Here is an 18,796-nt window from a genome sequence, read left to right as displayed (position 1 = left end):
CCTCCGCGCACCCGCGCACCTCCGCACACCCGGCGCCCCCGCGCCGTACGCGCCACTCACCTCCGCTCCCCCTCCCTGACCCGGGGCGGCCCACACCCGCGCCCCGGCACCGATCCGAAAGGTGCCGAAATCATGAGTCCCACCGGTCCCGACCACGGCCGGCTGCGCACCCTGGAAGCCCGGCTGCTGCTACGCCCCGAGATCGCCGACTGCGCGCTGCTGCCCGTCGAGCACGAGAACGGCCGCCCCGGCCTGCTGGCCTACCTGGTCCCCGCCGTCGACGGCGATCCCGAGGCCCTGCGCCGCCGGGCCGCCGCGGCGCTGCTGGACGCCGACCCGAGCGCCGAAGTGCACCTCCTGGACGGCATCGTCCGCACCCCCGAGGGCGAACCGGACGCCGCCGCGCTGGCCGCGGCGCTCACCCGGCCGCCCACCGCCCCCGGCCCCGCCCTGCGCCACCTGCGCGAACTCACCGACCGCTGGCGGCCGTTCGGGGAGGGCCCGGCGACGGCCGGCGCCGCCCCGGCGCGGCCCACGGCCGCCCCCGGGGAGGCCGATTCCGAGGGCCCCGACGCCGAGGACCCCGGGACGGAGGCCGTCGGCGCCCCGCTGCCCGCCCCCGGGCCGGACGCGCCCCGGACACTGCCCGAGGCGCTGCTGCGCGCCGCCGAACTGCACCCCGACCGCGGACTGCACCTGATCCGGGCGGGCGGCGAGGCCACCAGGATCACGTACCGTCAACTCCTCGGCCGCTCCCGCGAGATCCTCGCCGTGCTGGCCGCCGCCGGGCTGCGGGCCGGGGACCGGGTGATCCTCCAGGTCCCGGAGCCCGAGTACTACTTCCCCACCCTGTGGGCCTGCTTCCTGGGCGGGATGCAGCCGGTGACGGTCGCCCGCCCGCCGGACTACCACGAGCGCAACCCCGTGCTGGAGAAGCTCTGGCACGCCTGGCAGACCCTGGAGGAGCCGCCGGTGCTCGTCTGCGGGCCCGCGGTGGCGGGCCTGGAGCGGCTCGGGGAGCTGTACCCGGCGCCGGGCCTGCGGGTGATCGCGGTCGACCGGCCCGCCGAGGGCGGGCTGCCGGACGGCCCCGCCCCCGAGCACGCCCCCGTCCCCGCCGACGTCGCGATGCTCCAGCTCTCCTCCGGCAGCACCGGACGCTCCAAGGCGGTGCAGATCACCCACCGCGGCATCCTGGAGTACGTGGCGGGGGCCGTCGCCCAGGGCACCGAGCCGGGCGACGGCACGGTCAACTGGCTGCCCCTGGACCACGTCGCCGGACTGCTGATGTTCCATCTGCGCGACGTGGTACTGGCCGCCGACCAGGTGCAGATCCCCACCGAACTCGTGCTCGCCGACCCGCTGGTCTGGCTGGACGCGCTGGAGCGCTACCGGGCGGCGCACTCCTGGTCGCCCAACTTCGGCTTCCGGCTGGTCGCCGAGGCCGTCCGGGCCGCCGGGCCGGACCGCCGCTGGGACCTGTCCTCGGTCAAGTCGCTGATCAACGCCGGGGAGCAGTGCACCGAGGCGGTGATCGACGAGTTCCTGGCCGCCACCGCCCCGTTCGGCATCCGCCCCGGCCACGTGCTGCTGGCCTGGGGCATGGCCGAGACCTGCACGGCGATCACCTACAAGCGCTACGACGAGGACGGCGCCCGCCGCCTGGTGCGCACCGACTCGCTGACCGGCCGGCTGGAGCCCGCGGACCCGGCCTCGGCGGAGCGCGGCACCGCCTTCCTCAGCATGGGCCGGCCCGCACCCGGCACCCGGATGCGGGTGGCCGACGACGCCGGACGGGCGCTGCCCGAGCTCCGCGTCGGCCGGCTCCAGGTCCACTCCGGCCGGGTGACGCCGGGGTACCTGAACAACCCGCCGGCCAACCAGGAGGCCTTCGTCGGCGACGACTGGTTCGACACCGGGGACCTGGCCTTCCTGGTCGACGGCGAGGTGGTGCTCACCGGCCGTCGCAAGGAGATCATCATCGTCAACGGCGTGCACTACTTCTGCCACGAGCTGGAGGACGTGGTGGCCTCCGTGGCGGGGGTGCGCTCCGGGCACGTCGCGGCCTTCGGGGTGCCGGACGAACGCACCGGCACCGAGCAACTGGTGATCGCCTACGTCCAGAGCGACCCGGACGCGCCCTCGGCGCCGGTCGCCGCCGAGGTGCGGCAGCTGCTGGCGGCCCGCCGGCAGCCGGCCCCCGCCCTGGTGCTGCCCGTCCCGGCGGCCGACTTCCCGCGCACCACCAGCGGCAAGATCCAGCGCACCGCGCTGCGCGGGAGGCTGCTGGACGGCGAACTCGACGACCACATCGTCGCGTTGGACCTGGCGGAGGCCAACTCCCGGACGCTGCCGGACTGCGTGCGGCGGCTCGGCTGGGAGGCCCGCCCGGTGGCGGCGGCCCCGGCCTCTTCGCCGGCCTCGTTGGCCGAGGAAACGATCCTGCTGCTCGGCCCGTCCGGCCCCGGCACCCTCACCGAGGCCCTGGCCGCCGCCCTGCCGAACGCCCTGGTGGTGGACCGCCCGCCGACCGCCGACCCCGAGGACTGGCTGCGGGCCCTCGGCGACCGGCCGGCCGACCGGCTGGTCTACCTGTGGAGCGCGACGGCCGACACCTCCGACCAGGCGCCGGACGAGGCGCTGCTCGCCCTGCTGCGGGCGCTGCCGACGCGGGCCCCGGTCCGCGAGCTGGTCTCCGTCAGCGCCGGGCTGCACGCCGTGCTCCCCGGTGAACTCCCCAGCCCCCGGGCGGCGTTGACCGCCGCACTGACCGCCGGCGCACGGGCCGAGCAGCTGGTGCCCGCCGCCCGGCACCTCGACCTTCCGGGCGAGGCGCCGGTCGCGGAGCAGGCCGCCGCGCTGCTCGCCCTGCTCGCCGACCCCCGCCCCGAGCCCGAGTCCGCCTGGCGCGCCGGCCGCCCCTGGGTCCCCCGGCTGGCACCGGCCGAGGCCGCCCCCGAACCGGCCGGGGAAGGCTGCTCACTGCTCACCCCCGGCGCCCGCTACCTCGTCACCGGCGGCCTCGGCGGGATCGCCGCCGAGCTGCTGCCCGGACTGCTGCGCGAGTACGGCTCCCGGCTGCTGATCGTCGGCCGCAGTGACCTGGACGCCCCGACCGCCGAAGCGGCCGAGCGCCGGGCCGCGCTGCGCCGACTGGCCGCCCAGGGTGGTCAGGTCACCTACCGCCAGGCTGATGTGACGAACCATCAGCAGCTGGCGGAGGTACTCGCCGAGGCCGAGCGGGAGTGGCAGGCACCGCTGGACGGCGTGCTCCACCTGGCCGGCGGCTACCGGCTCACGCTCCTCGCCGACACCGGTACCGAGGACTGGCTCGAAGCCGTCCGGACCAAGGCCGAGGGCACCGACCACCTCATCGAGCTGGTCCGGCAGCGCCCCGGCGCCCAGTTCGTCGCCTTCTCCTCGATGATCGGCCTCCAGGAGGCGGTCGGCTCCACCGGGTACGCCGCCGCCAACCGCTACCTGGAGAGCACCGTCGAGCGGCTGCGCCGGGAGACCGGCACCCCGGCCTGGACGATCTCCTGGGGCCTGTGGAGCGGGGTCGGCATGAACCGCGACACCGAGAACGAGCAGGCCGCCGCCGGCCGGGGCATCGCCGTGCTGAGCGCCGCGCACGGCCGCCGGCTGGCCGCCCTGCTGCTGGCGGGCGCCCCGGGCCACCGGTACGCCGGTCCGGACCCGAGCTCCCCCGCCGCCCGGCGCCGCCTGCTCGCCACCGCGCCCCGCCCGGTGGCCGCCGCAGCGCCGACGCCGGCCACCGCCGAGCCGGCCGCCCGGCCCGCCGCGGCACCCGGCCCCGGGCACACCGCCCCGTCCGGGCTGCGCCGGCTGGTCCTGGACGCCTTCGAGTCCGTCCTCGACACCCCACTGGACCCGGGCCGCCCGCTCGCCGAACTCGGCATCGGCTCCCTCCAGTTGATGCGGGTGCACGGCGCGCTCAGCGCCGCGCTGCCCACGCCGCCGGCGCCCACCGAGCTGTTCCGGCACCCCACCGTGGACGCCCTGATCGCCCACCTGGCCGCCGAGCCGGCCGCGCCCACCGCCGCGGCCGCCGCCCCCGTCGCCGGGCCGGGCGACGACCGCCGGGTGGCGATCGTCGGCCTGGCGCTGCGCCTGCCGGGCGCCGACACCCCCGAGCAGTACTGGCGGAACATCGTCGAGGGCGTCCGGAGCACCACCCGCTTCACCGAGGAGGAGCTGGCCGCGGCCGGACTGCGCCCGGAGGAGTACCGCCACCCCGACTTCGTCCCGGTCACCGGGGCACTCACCGGCACCGACGAGTTCGACGCCGAGGCCTTCGGCATCAGCGGCGCCGAGGCGGCCCTGATGGACCCGCAGCAGCGCCTGCTGCTGGAGATCTGCCGGCAGGCCCTGGAGGACGGCGGCTACGACGCGCCGGACCCGGAGCGCCGGGTCGGGGTCTTCGCCGGCACCGGGATGACCCTCTACGCGCTGCGCACCTACTACCAGCACACCCTGGCCACCACCGCCGACCCGTCCGAGCCGGTCGCCGCCCTGCAGACCGCGATCGGCAACCAGGCCGACTTCGCCGCCACCCGGGTCGCCTACCGGCTGGGCCTCACCGGCCCGGCGATCGGCGTGCAGACGGCCTGCTCCACCTCGCTGGTCGCGGTGCACCTGGCCGTCCAGTCGCTGCTCGCGGGCGACTGCGAACTGGCCCTGGCCGGGGCCGCCGCCCTGCACATCCCGCAGGCCGCAGGCTACCGCTACGAGGAGGGGTCGATCCTCTCCCCCGACGGCGCCTGCCGGGCCTTCGACGCCGACGCGGGCGGCACCGTCGGCGGCAACGGCGTCGCCGCCGTGCTGCTCAAGCGCCTCGACCGGGCGCTGGCCGACGGCGACACCGTGCACGGGGTGATCCTCGGCTCCGCCGTCAACAACGACGGCGGCCGGAAGGTCGGCTACACCGCGCCCAGCGTCGACGGGCAGGCGGCCGTGGTCGGCCGGGCCCTGGACCTGGCGGGCGTGCCGGCCGACAGCATCGGCTACATCGAGGCCCACGGCACCGGCACCCCGCTCGGCGACCCGATCGAGTTCCGGGCACTGGCCCAGGCGTTCCGCGCCCGCACCGAGGCCGCCGGATTCTGCTCGCTCGGCTCGGTCAAACCCAACATCGGCCACCTGGACACCTGCGCCGGGATGGCGGGCCTGATCAAGGCGCTGCTGGTGCTGCGGCACGGCACCATCCCCCCGCTGGTGAACTTCACCAGCCCCAACCCCGCGCTGGAACTGGCCGACAGCCCGTTCCGGCTCGCCGCCGAGCGCCGGGACTGGCCGGACGGCCCCACCCCGCGCCGGGCCGGGGTCAGCGCGCTGGGCGTCGGCGGCACCAACGCCCACCTGGTGCTGGAGCAGGCGCCCGCGGCCCCGGCCGTCGAACCGCGACCGGCGCCGACCGTCCTGCCGCTGTCCGCCCGCACCGCCCAGGGGCTGACCGAACTGGCCGGCCTGCTCCGCGACCGGCTGGACGCCGAACCCGCCCTCGCGCCCGGCGACCTGCCGCTCACCCTCGGCGCCGGCCGCCGCGCGCTGCGCCACCGGCTGGCCGTCACCGGCCCCGACCCGGCCGCCCTGCGCAAGGGCCTGGACGCCTTCCTGGCGGGCCGGACCACCACCGGCGCGGCCCACCGCGAGGTGGGGCGCGGCGAGGTCCTGCCGGTGCTGCTCTTCACCGGCCAGGGCGCCCAGTACCGGGGCATGGCCGCCGAGCTGTACCGGGCCTTCCCTGCCTTCCGCGCCGTCCTGGACGAGTGCGACCGGCTGCACCGCGAGAACTGGGGCGAGCCGCTGCTGCCGCTGCTGCTCGACCCCGCGCCGCAGGGCACCGAGGACGGCTGGACCACCGAGGCGGCGCAGCCCGCGCTGTTCGCCCTCCAGGCGGCCTACCTGCGGCTCTGGCAGGAGCTCGGGCTCCGTCCCGCCGCCGTCGCCGGGCACAGCGCCGGGGAGTACGCGGCCTTCCACGCGGCCGGCGCGCTCGACCTGGCCGACGGGATGTTCCTGACCGCGCTGCGCGGCCGGCTGATGCACCGGCTGACCGAACCGGGCGCCATGACGGTGGTCTCGGCCGGCCTGGACCGGCTGGCCGGGCTCGGCGACTGGCTGCCCGGCGTGGACCTGGCCGTGGTCAACGGCCGGGGCCAGTGCGTGCTGGCCGGACCGCCCCGCGAGATCGCCGCCGCCGAGGCCGTGCTGGCCGCCGACGGGGTGACCACCGAACGGCTGGCCAGCGACCGGGCGTTCCACTCCCGCCTGCTCGACCCGATGCTCGACCCCTTCCGCGACCAGCTGGCCCGGCTGCGGCTGCGGCCGCTGGCCGTCCCGCTGGTCAGCAACCTCGGCGGCGAGGTGCTGGCCCCCGGGACCGTCCCGACGCCCGAGTACTTCCTCCGGCAGACCCGGGAGACCGCCCGGTTCGACCAGGTCCTCGCCGCACTGGACGGGCAGGGCCACGAGCTCTTCCTGGAGATCGGCCCGCACCCGACGCTGACCGGCATGGGCCGCCGGGAGCTGCCGGAGCGCCACTTCGTCGCCGGCGGCCGGCGCGGCGCCTCCCCGGAGCAGCAGTTCGACGCCGCCGCGGCCGCGCTCTGGTCGTACGGCGTCCCGCTCGACTGGGCCGGCTTCGCCGCCGCCCGGGACTGGCCGGACGGACCGGCCCGCCGCGTCCCGCTGCCGACCACCGTCTTCCAACGCCGCCGCCACTGGTTCACCGCCCCCGACCGGCCGACCACCGAGGACCCCGCCATGCGCCAGGACCCACCCCAGCAGACCGCTCCGGCCGCTGAACCGGCCGCCGCACCGACCCTGAGCCCCGAGGAGCTGGCCGGGCAGGCCGTGCTGCGGGAGGTCGTCGAGCAGACGGCCCGCCAGCTCGGCTACGACGAGGCCTCGGTCGGCACGGACGAGCCCTTCTTCGACCTGGGCGCCGACTCGCTGTCGATGATCAACATGATCCGGGACCTGGAGCGCGCGTTCCGGGTCCGGGTGTCGATGCGCGAGCTGTTCGAGGACGCCGACACCCCGGCCCGGCTGGCCGGGCTGATCGCCTCCCGGCTGGAGCCGGCCGTGCTGGCCACGCTGCTGCCGGCCGCCGAGCCGGAGCCCGTGGCGGTGCCCGAGCCGGTGGCAGCGCCGGTGGCGGCTCCGGCCCCGGTCGTCCAGGCCCCGGTTGTACAAGCACCGGCCGCCCAGGCGCCGCTCGTCCAGGCCCCGGCTCCGCAGCCCGTACCCGCCGCGCCCGCACCCATGCCCGCCGCCCCGCAGGCCCCCGCCGCGCTGCCCCCGGTCACCGACGGCACCGGCCTGATCGAGCGCCAGCTCGCGCTGCTCGGCCAGTTCTCCGACCTGATGCGCGACCAGCTCGGCCTGCTGGCCGGCGGCGCACCCGCGCTCCCCCCGGCGCCCGTGCCCGCGGCCCTGCCCCCGGCCGCCGTACCGGCCGCCGTGCCGCTCCCGACGCCCGCCGCCGCACCCACTGCCGTCGCTCCCGCCGCCGAGGCACCCGCCACCGAGAGCCCGGCCCCGGCCGCCCCGCAGGTGCACGGCCCCCGGGTGACGGTCTCCCGCGAGTCCGGCATGGCCGCCGGCGGCCTGACCGACCAGCAGCGCGCCCACGTGGACGACCTGGTCGCCCGCTTCACCGCCCGCACCACCGCCTCCAAGGCGATCACCCGCCGCCACCGCCGCACCCTGGCGGACAGCCGCGCCGTGGTCGGCTTCCGCTCCGGCACCAAGGAGATGCTCTACCCGCTGGCCGCCCGCCGGGCCCGGGGCTCCCGGCTGGAGGACGTCGACGGCAACCCGTACGTCGACATCACCATGGGCTTCGGCGTCCTGCTCTTCGGCCACGACCCGGAGTTCGTCTCCGAGGCCGTCCGCGAGCACCTGTCCTCGGGCCTGCGGCTGGGCCCGCGCGGCCCGGAGACCGGCGAGGCCGCCGAGCTGCTGGCCGAGCTGACCGGCACCGAGCGGGTCGCCTTCGCCAACTCCGGGACCGAGGCGAACGCCGGGGCGATCCGGCTGGCCCGCGCGCACACCGGCCGGGACAAGATCGTCATGTTCGAGGGCTCCTACCACGGCCACTCCGACCAGACCCTGGGCCGGACGCTGGGCCGCGGCGCCGACCGGGAGACCGTCCCGGTGTCCATCGGCATCCCGGGCAGCGCGGTCGCCGACCTGCTGGTGCTGCGGTACGGCGACCCGGAGAGCCTCAAGGTCATCGAGGAGCACGGCGACCGGATCGCCGCCGTCCTGGTCGAGCCGGTGCAGAGCCGCCACCCCGGCCGCCAGCCCGTCGACTTCGTCCGCTCGCTGCGCGAACTGACCACCCGGCTCGGCATCGTGCTGGTCTTCGACCAGATGCTCACCGGCTTCCGCCCGCACCTGCGCGGCGCCGAGGGCTTCTGGGGCGTCACCCCGGACATGTCCACCTACGGCAAGGTGCTGGGCGGCGGCTACCCGATCGGCGCGATCGCCGGACGGGCCGACATCATGGACGGGATCGACGGCGGCCACTGGGACTACGGGGACGACAGCTACCCGCCCAAGGACACCACCTTCTTCGGCGGCACCTACATCCAGCACCCGCTGGCGATGACCGCCGCGGGCGCGGTGCTGCGCCACCTCAAGGCGGCCGGCCCCGGCCTCCAGGAGCGGCTGAACGCCCGCACCGACGAGCTGGCCACCACCCTGAACACCTTCTTCGAGGAGGAGGAGTTCCCGCTGCGGCTGGCCCACTTCGGCTCGCTCTTCCGGTTCGAGCCCCGGGCCGACATGGAGCTGCTCTTCCCGCACCTGCTGACCCGCGGGGTCTACGTGTGGGAGTGGCGCAACTTCTTCCTCTCCACCGCCCACACCGACGGCGACCTGGAGTTCGTGGCCGACGCGGTCCGCGAGTCGCTGCGCGACCTGCGGCGCGGCGGCTTCTTCCCGGCCTCGCCCGGCGTCCGCCTGCCGGCCCCGCGGCCGGCCCCGCGGCCGGCCGCCGAACTCCCGGCGCCCGCCGCGACCGTACCCGCCGAGACGGTGGGCGGCGCCCCCGCCCCGGCCCTCCCGTACGAGCCGGTCAGCGACCCGCAGCGGCCGGTGGACTTCAGCCTCTACTTCTTCGGCGACTACCCGCTGGACTCCCCGGACGACGAGAAGTACCGCATCGTCCTGGAGAGCGCCCGCTTCGCCGACCGGCACGACTTCCACTCCGTCTGGCTGCCGGAGCGCCACTTCCACTCCTTCGGCGGCATCTTCCCCAACCCCTCGGTGCTGGCCGCCGCGCTGGCCCGGGAGACCAGCCGGATCCGGCTGAACGCGGGCTGCGCCGTGCTGCCGCTGCACCACCCGGTGCGGGTGGCCGAGGAGTGGTCGGTGGTCGACAACCTGTCCGGCGGCCGGGTCGGCCTGGGGTGCGCGAGCGGCTGGCACCCCAACGACTTCCTGTTCTTCCCCGAGCGCTACGGCAGCCACAAGGAGCTGATGCACCGGCAGATCGACACCGTCCGGTCGCTGTGGCGCGGCGAGCCGTACCAGGGCCGCAACGGCAACGGTGAGCCGATCGAGGTGACCCTCCACCCGCGCCCGCTGCAGGACCTGCCGCCGATGTTCACCGCGATCGTCGGCAACCCGGACAGCTTCCGCGAGGCGGCCCGGCACGACCTCGGCGTCATCACCAACCTGATGACCCAGGACGTCGCCCAGCTGGCCGAGAACATCGCCGTCTACCGGCGCACCCGCGCCGAGCACGGCCTCGACCCCGAGGCCGGCCGGGTGGTCGTGCTGGTGCACACCTACCTGGGCACCGACCTGGCCACCGCCCGCGAGCAGGCCTACCGGCCGTTCTGCCACTACCTGCGCTCCTCGCTCTCGCTGTTCGGGCAGATGGCCAACAGCCTGGGCCTGACCCTGGACTTCGCGAACGCCCGCGAGGAGGACCTGGAGTACGTGCTGGAGCGCGCGTACGAGCGGTACTGCGCCTCCCGCGCGCTGATCGGCACGCCGGAGAGCGTCCAGGGGGTGCTGTCCGAGCTGCGGGCGGCCGGCGCCGACGAGATCGCCGCCTTCGTGGACTTCGGCCTCTCCCCCGAACTGGTGGCGACCGGGCTGCCGCAGCTCGACGTCCTGCGCCGGGACACCCTGCGCGGCGCCCGACTGTCGTACGCCCAGCAGCGGATGTGGTTCCTGCACCGGATGCTGCCCGACGGCGGCCAGTACAACGAGGTCAAGGCGATCGCCCTGGACGGCCCGCTCGACCCCCAGGCGCTGGACACCGCGCTGCGCCGGCTGGTCGAACGCCACGTGGCGCTGCGCACCGTCTTCCGGGAGCAGGACGGCGAACCGTTCCAGCAGGTGCTGGCGCCGCCCGCCGGCCCGGTCCTTCAGCGGATCACGGCCGACCCGGCCGCCGAGGACGCCGTCGCCGACCTGGTCGCCGCCGAGGGCGCGCACCGCTTCGACCTGGCCGAGGGCCCGCTGTTCCGGGCCCTGCTGCTGGAGCAGGCGGCCGAGCGGCACGTGCTGGTCCTGTCGATGCACCACATCGTGATCGACACCCTGTCCACCGTGGTGATCACCCGCGAGCTGGGCGAGCTGTACCTGGCCGCCCAGGAGGGCCGGGCCGCCCACCTGCCGGTGCTGACCACCGGCCCGGCGGCCGAGGCCGCCCGGGAGCGGGCCCGGGTCGCCGAGGGCGAGTACGACGAGAGCCTGGCCCACTGGCGCAAGGTGTTCGGCGGCGGCGACCTGCCGGTGCTGGCCCTGCCCACCGACCGGCCGCGCCCCGCGGTGCCGGACGGCCGCGGCCGCTCCTTCGTCCACCACCTGCCCGCCGAACTCTCCGACGGCCTGAGGGAGTTGGCCCGGTCCAAGCGCTCGACCCTGTTCATGGTGCTGCTGACCGGCTTCGCCGGCGTCCTGCAGCGCTACGCCGGCCAGGACGAGATCGTGCTGGGCACCCCGGTGGCCAACCGGGCCGAGGGCACCGAGGACCTGGTCGGGTTCTTCGTCAACACGCTGGCGCTGCGCCTGGACCTGTCCGGCGAGCCGGCCTTCGCCGAGGCGCTGGGCCGGGTCCGGTCCACCGCGCTGGACGCCTACGAGCACCAGCAGCTGCCCTTCGAGGTGCTGGTGCAGGAGCTGAACCCGCAGCGCGACACCAGCCGCAACCCGCTGTTCCAGGTCATGGTCGAGTTCGAGAACCACATGGTCTTCGAGCTGGACCTGCCCGGGGTGACGGCCCGACCGCTGGACCACGTCGCCGACCGCGCCGCCTTCGACCTGACGCTCTTCCTGACCAGCCTGCCCGACGGCATCCGCTGCCACGTGGAGTACGCCGACACCCTGTTCGACCGGGCCACCGTCGACCGGCTGCTCGGCGCCTTCGAGCGGCTGCTCACGGCCGCGGTAGCCGACCCGGAGCGGCCGCTCGCCGAACTGGCCGTGGCGCCCGCCGACACCGCCCTGGAGTGCGGACCGGCCGCCGCCCAGGACCCCGAGCACCCGCTGGCCACCATCGCCGCGACCGCGGCCGAGCGGCCCGAACAGACCGCGGTGGTCGCCGCCGACGGCAGCGAGACGGACTACCGGACGCTGCTGGCCCGCTCCGAGGACCTGGCCGGCCGGCTGCTCGCGGCCGGCGTCCGCGAGGGCAGTCGGGTGGGCGTGCTACTCCCCCGCTCGCTGGACCTGGTGGCCGGGCTGCTCGCCATCCTGCGCCTCGGCGCCGTCCACGTCCCGGTCGACGTCCTCCAGGGCCCCGAGCGCTGCCGGCTGATCGTCCAGGACAGCGCGCCGGTCGTGCTGCTCACCACCACGGACGACGCCCCGAAGGAGCTCGGCCTGACCGTGCCGACGGTGCTCACCGGCACCGCCCCGGCCGACGCCGACCCCGCCGCGCTGCCCCCGCTGCCGGCCCCCTCGGCACAGGCGCCCGCGTACCTGCTGTACACCTCCGGGTCCACCGGCCGCCCCAAGGGCGTGCTGATGCACTCGCTGGCCCTGGCCCACTTCGTGGCCTGGAACGTCGCCGACCACCCCGCGGCCCGCACCCTCCAGTACGCCTCCTGCGGGTTCGACGTCAGCGTCCAGGAGATCCTCACCACGCTGGCCGGCGGCGGCACCCTGCTGCTGATCGAGGAGGAGACCCGCTACGACGTGACGGCGCTGGCCGCCGTCGTCCGGGCCACCCGGGCCGAACGGGTCCACCTGCCGTACACCCCGCTGGCCGCACTGGCCGACGCGCTCGGCGAGGAGCCGGTGCCGCACCTGCGGGAGCTGATCTCGGGCGGCGAGCAGGTGCTGCTCACCCCCGGGCTGCGGGCCTTCCTGGGCCGCAACCCCGGCTGCCGGCTGGTCAACCACTACGGCCCGACCGAGACCCACGCGCTGACGGCCGGTGAGATCGAACCGGACGGCCCGGAGTACGCGTCGATCGGCCGCCCGACCCCGGGCAGCCGGATCGTGCTGCTCGACGCCTCCGGACGCCGGGTGCCGCCCGGCGCGGTCGGCGAGATCCACGCCCTCGGCGTCCAGGTCGGCATCGGCTACATCGGCCGCGACGAGGAGAGCGCCGCCGTCTTCACCGACACCCCCGACGGCCGAAGCTACCGCACCGGCGACCTCGGCCGCTGGCGCCCGGACGGCCGGCTGGAGTACCTCGGCCGGGCCGACCGCCAGGTCAAGGTGCGCGGCTACCGGGTCGAGCCGGGCGAGATCGAGACCGTGCTGCTGGGCCTGCCCGGCGTGCACGCCGCCGCCGTGACGGCGCGCCGCACCCCGGCGGGCACCGTTCTCGCCGGGTACGTCGGATGCGCGGCCGCCGACCTGCCCGGGATCGCCGACCGCCTGGCCGACCTGCTGCCCGACTACATGGTCCCGAGCCTCTGGGCCACCGTCGACACTCTGCCGTTCACCCCGCACGGCAAGCTGGACACCGCCGCCCTGCCCGAGCCGCGCCCGCTCGGCGCGGACGAGCCGCAGGCCGCCCCGGCCACCGGGCTGGAGCGCACCCTGCAACAGCTCTGGGAGGAGGAGCTCGGCCGCCCCGCCGGGGTGGAGACCTCCTTCTTCGACCTCGGCGGGCACTCCCTGGCCGCCACCCGGCTGCTGAACCGGGTCCGCGAGGAGACCGGCGTACGGATCGGCGTGCTGGACTTCTTCCGCCGCCCGACCATCCGCGCGATGGCCGCCCACCAGCCGGCCGCCGAGCAGGCCCCGGCCCCGGCCTTCGAGGAGGGCACCCTGTGAGCACGGCGGAGGAGAACGAGGAGGGGTGGGCGCGGCTCCTCAAGCTGCTCGACGAGCGCGAGATCGTGCTGCGCACCACCGGTGAGAAGCTCGGCTACCTGGCCCCCGCGGGGGCGATGGACGAGGAGGTCACCGGCCTCGTCCGGGCCCACCGCGACCGGCTGCTGACCACCCTCACCGGCGACGGGGCGGCGCTGTCCGCCGCCCCCGCCGGGGTGACCCAGTGGCGGCTGCGCAAGGCCCACCGCGCGGCGGCCGATCCGGCGGTGTGGAACATCACCCACCGGATCACCCTGCGCGGGCCGCTGGAGCCCGAGCGGCTGGCCGCCGCGCTGACGGCGGTGACCGAGCGGCACGAGAGCCTGCGGACCCGGTTCCTGGAGACCGAGCTCGGGGGGCTCCAGCAGGTGCTCCCGAACACCCCGCTGGACGTCCCGGTCGACGACCTGCGCGGGCTCGCGCCCGCCGAACGGGACGCGGCCCTCGCCGCGGCCCTGGAGGCCGAGGTCGCCCGCCCGTTCGACCTGACCGCACCCCCGCTGCTGCGTGCCCGGCTGCTGCGCCCGGCGGCGGAGGAGTGGGTGCTGCTGCTGACCATCCACCACATCGCGGTGGACGGCTGGTCGCTGGCCACCGTGCTGGCCGACCTGAGCGCGCTCTACCGTACGGGCGGGCCGCTGCCCGGCGAGGCCGGCCGGATGACCGACCACGCCTGCTGGGAGCGGACGGTGGTCAACCGGGCCTCCATGGCGGCGGCCGCCGACCACTGGGCCGAGGTCCTCGGCGGCGCCTCGCTCGCGGCGGACCTGCCCACCGACCGGCCGCGTCCCGAGCAGCGCTCCGGGCTCGGCGAGACGGCCGAGTTCCGGGTCCCGGCGGCGGTGGCCGAGGCGGTCGGGCGCTACGCCGCCGCCCGGTCCACCACCGCCTCGGCCGTCGTCGTCGCCGCGTTCGCCCGGCTGCTCGGCTCGCTCAGCGGCGCGTCGGAGACGCTGATCCTGCTCTCCAACGCCAACCGCAGGCGGCCGGCCGACGAACGGGTGGTCGGCCTGCTCACCAGCAGCATGCCGATCCTGGTGCCCACCCGGAGCGAGAGCGGCTTCGGGGCCCTGGTGGACCACGCCGCCGAGGCGATCGCCTCCGCCCTCGACCACTCCCTGATGCCGTTCGGCCTGCTGGTCGAACCGCTGCGGGAGCGCGGCGTCCCCATGCCCGTCGGCTACCCGCAGGTCGTACTCGCCGTCCAGAGCACCCCGCCGATCGGCCTCGACCTCCCCGGCCTGACCGCCGAGATCGAGGACATCCCCGGCCACTCCGCCCGCGCCGACTGCGCGTTCTCGCTCACCCCGGACGCCGACGGCTACCTCGGGCAGGTCGAGTACGACGCCGACCTGTTCGACCCGGGCACCGTCCGGGGCTGGCTGGACGCCCTGGTCGAGGACCTGGCCCGGCAGTTGGAGGTCCCGCTCGGGTGACCGGACAAACCCGGAGGCCCCGGTGGGCGGTACGCCGCCCACCGGGGCCTCCGGGCATTCGGGGGACGCCAGTCAGCACCCCGGGTTCAGCGGCCAGTACGGTCCGTCGGGCCGGTCGAGCCACACCCGCTGCCCGCTGCTGGTGATGCTGAACCCGTAACGCTCGCGGGTCGGGCGGCCGTTCGCGGCGTACAGGCGGTGGGCTGCTTCGAGCTCGGACCATAGGAGGCGCGGCCCGGCCTCGGCCACGGAGCCGTCGGGCCGCAGCTCTGCGATCGATCCCGCGCCGTCCCACAGGCAGGCGCCGACCGGCCGCCCGTCGTCCAGGTCGTAGTTCCATCCGAGCGGGCCGAGGGCGATGCTCACCAGGAACCGGAAGTGCTCGTCCACGACGACGTCGGGGCCGAGTTCCGACGGGCGTGCGCCGACAGTGGGCAGGGCCGGGCGGCGGATGACGCCGCGGCCCCCGACCGTGCGCAACGGAATGAAGTAGGCGCCGGTCGGCAGGAACCGGCCGCCGGCCTCGGTGGCACCGGTCTTCTCCGCGCGGACGACGCCCGCGCCGAGCGGAGCGACGATCACACCGCCCCCCGCGAGCGCCTGCAGCCACGTCGTCGGAATGTGGTCGAGCCCGCAGGTGGCGATGATCGCGCCGAACGGGCCACCCGCATCGGTGAGGGTGGCCCCGTCGGCGGTGACCACGGTCGGCCGATAGGGCGTCGAGTCGAGCCGGCGCCGGGCCTCGGCCGTCACGTCCGGGTCGACGTCGACTGTCACGACCCGATCGGAGCCGTAGCGGTGGGCGAGCAGTGCGGCGTTGTAACCGGTGCCGGTACCGATCTCCTTCACCGGGCCGTCGACATCGTCGCCGAGCGCCTGCAGCATCGCGGCCATCAGCGACGGTTGTGTGGACGACGACGCGGCGTTCCCGCCGATCAGGTGGGTGACGAGGGGCCGGTTCGCGTAGACGGCCCGCAGCCACCCGGCGGCGTGGTCGGGGTCGTCGCCGGCAATCCGCTGCTGCCGGCCGTCAGGGCCCTGCCGGTAGAAGTACGGCACGAACAAGTGGCGGGGGACGTCGCGGAACGCGCGCTGCCACGCGGGGTCGGCCAGGGAGCCGTCGGCGGTGAGCGCGTCGACCAGTGCGGCACGCAGGGCGTCGGCAGTCGGCTCGGCGGTGGTGGTCACAAGGTGCCCTTCTGGAGCAGGTCGGCCAAGGCGGTGGTGATGGCATCGCGGGTGCAGTCGATCCACGCCCACTGCCCACCCGGATTCACGTCGACCAGCCAGTGCGTTCCGACCTGGTCCACGATCAGGTCGACGGCGGCATAGACGAGTCCGAGGCGCCACAGCATGTCCAGGATGCCCGTCCGGATGGGCGCGGGGAGGCAGATCGGGGAGTATGCGAGGCGCTTGGAGTCGGTGCGCCAGTCGAGCCGCCCGGGGCCGTCCGGGGCGTCGATCCTGACGGGGAACAGTCGGCCGGCCACGCAGGTCACGCGGACTTCGTAGGCCTTGTCGGTGATCTCCTGCTGGTACAGGTGCGCGGTGAGGGCCACCCGCGGGTCGTCCCACCGGTCGGCGGGAACGCGGGTGGTGTAGATCTGCCCGCGCTGCCCGTTCTCGGTGTGGACGATCCCGCCGAGCACCTTCGTGACGATCCTGCCCCGGCACCGGTCCGCGAAGTCCCGCACCGCGGCGGGGTCGTTGGTCACCAAGGTCGCCGGGACCTGCAGGCCGGACTCCGCGGCGGCGGTGAGCTGTGCGGGCTTCGTACAGTCGGCGTTGCGCTCGGGACGGTTGACCCACAACACCTGCGGCAGGGAGCCGAGGACGCCGGCGAACCCGCGCTTCGCCTGCCCTGCGGCGAACCGCTGTTCCGGGCCGGACATGCTGTCGGGAAATCGGAACGTGGTGGGCTTGCGCCACCACACGGAGGTGAGCTCGGACAGGTCGATCCCTCGCAGGGGCCCGACGACGGTGCCGCCCCACGCACCGTCGGGCCCCAGCTCGGCACGCATGGTGATGCGCTGCGGGAAGTCCGCCACATCGGTGCGCCAGAACGGAACGCCTCGGGCGTTGAGCTCACGCAGGACGTAGTCGGCGGTGGGGTCGAGATCCTGGGTGATGACGAGCACGCGGGGCGGGACGCCCCGCGTACTCCCGGTGCCGTGGGTCATCAGTCGTCGTTCTGGTCGAAGTCGACGCTGATCACGGTCTGGCCGTCGCTCTCGGTCTGGCACCCCGACCCTTCCATGGTCGGCATGTCCAGGGCCACGCGGCCGTCGATCAGGGACAGCTGCGTGTGCGGGTCGACGGTGACGGGGGGCAGCGGCATGACGGTCACGGGGTTGGTGACGGCGTCGAGCCCGAACGGTCGGGTGGCGAGCGGGCCGGACGGCTCGGTGTCGATGCCCATGCTCAGGGTGGGCAGTCGGTCGGTCAGGACGGACATGGTGGCGCTCCCTCGTTCTCGTTCGGACCGGTCCTCCCAGGGGGCGAGGATCGGTGGTGGTGCCGACGGCCGCACACGGGACGCCAGTCCGTGGACCGGGCTCCCCTCCCTGCGGACAACACCCGCACCACTCTGAGTGACGCAACGAAATCGTACGGTGACGACTCCTGGGTGAGGGGGACACCCTGTCCCCCTCACCCACCGTGTACCGGCGTTCACCCGCAGCGGAGCCTGGTGCCCCAACTGCCCGCCGCCCTACCGTGGAACGGCTGTCGCCACCGGCTGTTCGTCCGGTTGAGGCACTTTCCCGGTGGCGGCGCCCAGCCGAGGAGATGCACATGTCCGATCTGCCCGAGGAACTCACCCCCGGTGAGCGCATCCGCATCATGCGCGAGCGTCGCGGGATGACGCGCCCCGTGCTCGCCGGCCTGGTCGGCCGCAGCACTGATTGGCTCAAGAAGATCGAGAGCGGAGAACGCGCGATCAGCAGTCACGCGATACTGCTCAAACTTGCGTTCGCACTCGACGTGACCGATCTGTCAGTGCTGACCGGACCGGCCGGAGCCGCGCAGCCGGTCAGCACCGGCCGACTGTTCCACCCCGCGTCGACAGCCATCTGGTCGACCCTCCTCGAACGCGGAACCCGGCCGCCGGCACCGGTCCCGGCGGGGATGACCTCCGCGACCTACGCCGCCGATGTCGACGCCGGGTGGCGCCTGTGGCACCAGGCGGCGAACAACCGGACCGCCGTCGGGAACATCGCCCCGGACCTGATCCGGCACGGGGAGTCGCTGGCCCGCTCGGCCGGCGGCGACGACCGCCGCACCGCACTGGTGGGGCTCGCCTCGGCGTACCGGCTCGCGCAGCAGGTGATTGCGTACATCGGCCCGGCAGAGGCCGTGTGGATGCTCGGCGATCGTGCCATGGCAGCCGCCGCCGACGCCGACGACCCGGCCGCCATGGGCGCCGCCGCATGGAACCTCGCGAACACCATGCGCGCCGTCGGTGAGCACGAAGGCGCCATGCTGATGGTGACCACGGCAGCCGACCGGCTGCGCCCGCACCTCGCCGACGGACCGCAGCACTGGCGGGGCCTGTACGGGGCGCTGCACCTGCACGCGGCGATCACCGAGGCGCGGGACGGCCGGGACGGGATGGCGTGGAACCATTGGGACACGGCCGACAAGGTCGCGAAGTCACTGCCGGCCGGGTACACCGAGCTGTCGACGGTGTTCGGGCGGGCGAACGTCGACCTTCACGCGGTCAGCATCTCCACCGAGCTGCGGAGCTCAGGCAAGGCACTGTCGCTGGCGGACGAGATCGACCCTGACTCGATCCCGTCGACGGAGCGCCGAACCAGGCTGTGGGTGGATGCGGCCCGGTCGCACATGCATCGGGGCGACCGGACCGCCGCGCTGCACGTGATGGGGATCGCGCTGCGGATCAGCCCGGAGACGGTCCGGTTCACACCCCAGGCTCGTTCGGTCGCGGCCGAGTTGTGGCGGAAGTCGCCGCGCGCGATGCGAGCGGAGACCTTGGAGCTCGCCGAGGCGGTGGGGATCACGACCGGCGTGTGACCCGAGGCGCAGCC

General features: G+C 75.3%; 6 protein-coding genes. 3 read left to right on the top strand and 3 right to left on the bottom strand.

Going from position 1 to position 18,796, the window contains the following annotated elements:
* Positions 1-132 precede the first annotated feature (132 nt).
* Entirely contained in the window at positions 133-13,275 is a 13,143-nt protein-coding gene (locus ACFY4B_RS31540) for a MupA/Atu3671 family FMN-dependent luciferase-like monooxygenase (RefSeq protein WP_387973729.1), read from the top strand.
* Positions 13,272-14,750, top strand: coding sequence for a condensation domain-containing protein (locus tag ACFY4B_RS31535; protein ID WP_387973726.1), 1,479 nt, complete (start codon positions 13,272-13,274; stop codon positions 14,748-14,750). The genes ACFY4B_RS31540 and ACFY4B_RS31535 overlap by 4 nt, the downstream gene beginning before the upstream one ends.
* Before the next feature lie 72 nt (positions 14,751-14,822).
* Here the strand turns inward: ACFY4B_RS31535 and ACFY4B_RS31530 are convergent, their stop codons facing one another.
* The 3 genes from ACFY4B_RS31530 to tgmA are packed head-to-tail and all read right to left on the bottom strand — an operon-like array spanning position 14,823 to position 17,205.
* A complete protein-coding gene (locus ACFY4B_RS31530) occupies positions 14,823-15,938 on the bottom strand; it encodes a methyltransferase domain-containing protein (protein ID WP_387973723.1) in 1,116 nt (371 codons plus the stop codon).
* Positions 15,935-16,930 (bottom strand): MvdC/MvdD family ATP grasp protein, encoded by a 996-nt coding sequence (locus ACFY4B_RS31525; RefSeq protein ID WP_063780089.1) that lies wholly within the window; start codon positions 16,928-16,930, stop codon positions 15,935-15,937. The genes ACFY4B_RS31530 and ACFY4B_RS31525 overlap by 4 nt, the downstream gene beginning before the upstream one ends.
* Complete coding sequence (gene tgmA, locus ACFY4B_RS31520) at positions 16,930-17,205, bottom strand: putative ATP-grasp-modified RiPP (protein ID WP_049650348.1); 276 nt, start codon at positions 17,203-17,205, stop codon at positions 16,930-16,932. Before tgmA ends, ACFY4B_RS31525 begins: the two co-directional genes overlap by 1 nt.
* Positions 17,206-17,543: 338 nt before the next feature.
* On the opposite strand from tgmA, the gene ACFY4B_RS31515 reads away from it, so the two are divergent.
* Positions 17,544-18,782, top strand: a complete 1,239-nt coding sequence (locus ACFY4B_RS31515) for a helix-turn-helix domain-containing protein (protein ID WP_234348265.1) — start codon at positions 17,544-17,546, stop codon at positions 18,780-18,782.
* Positions 18,783-18,796: the final 14 nt, after the last annotated feature.

The sequence above is a fragment of the Kitasatospora sp. NPDC001261 genome (genome assembly GCF_042896795.1).
Classification (GTDB): Bacteria; Actinomycetota; Actinomycetes; order Streptomycetales; family Streptomycetaceae; genus Kitasatospora.
Note: the sequence above shows the minus strand (reverse complement) of the source record. Positions and strands in the feature narration are given on the sequence as shown.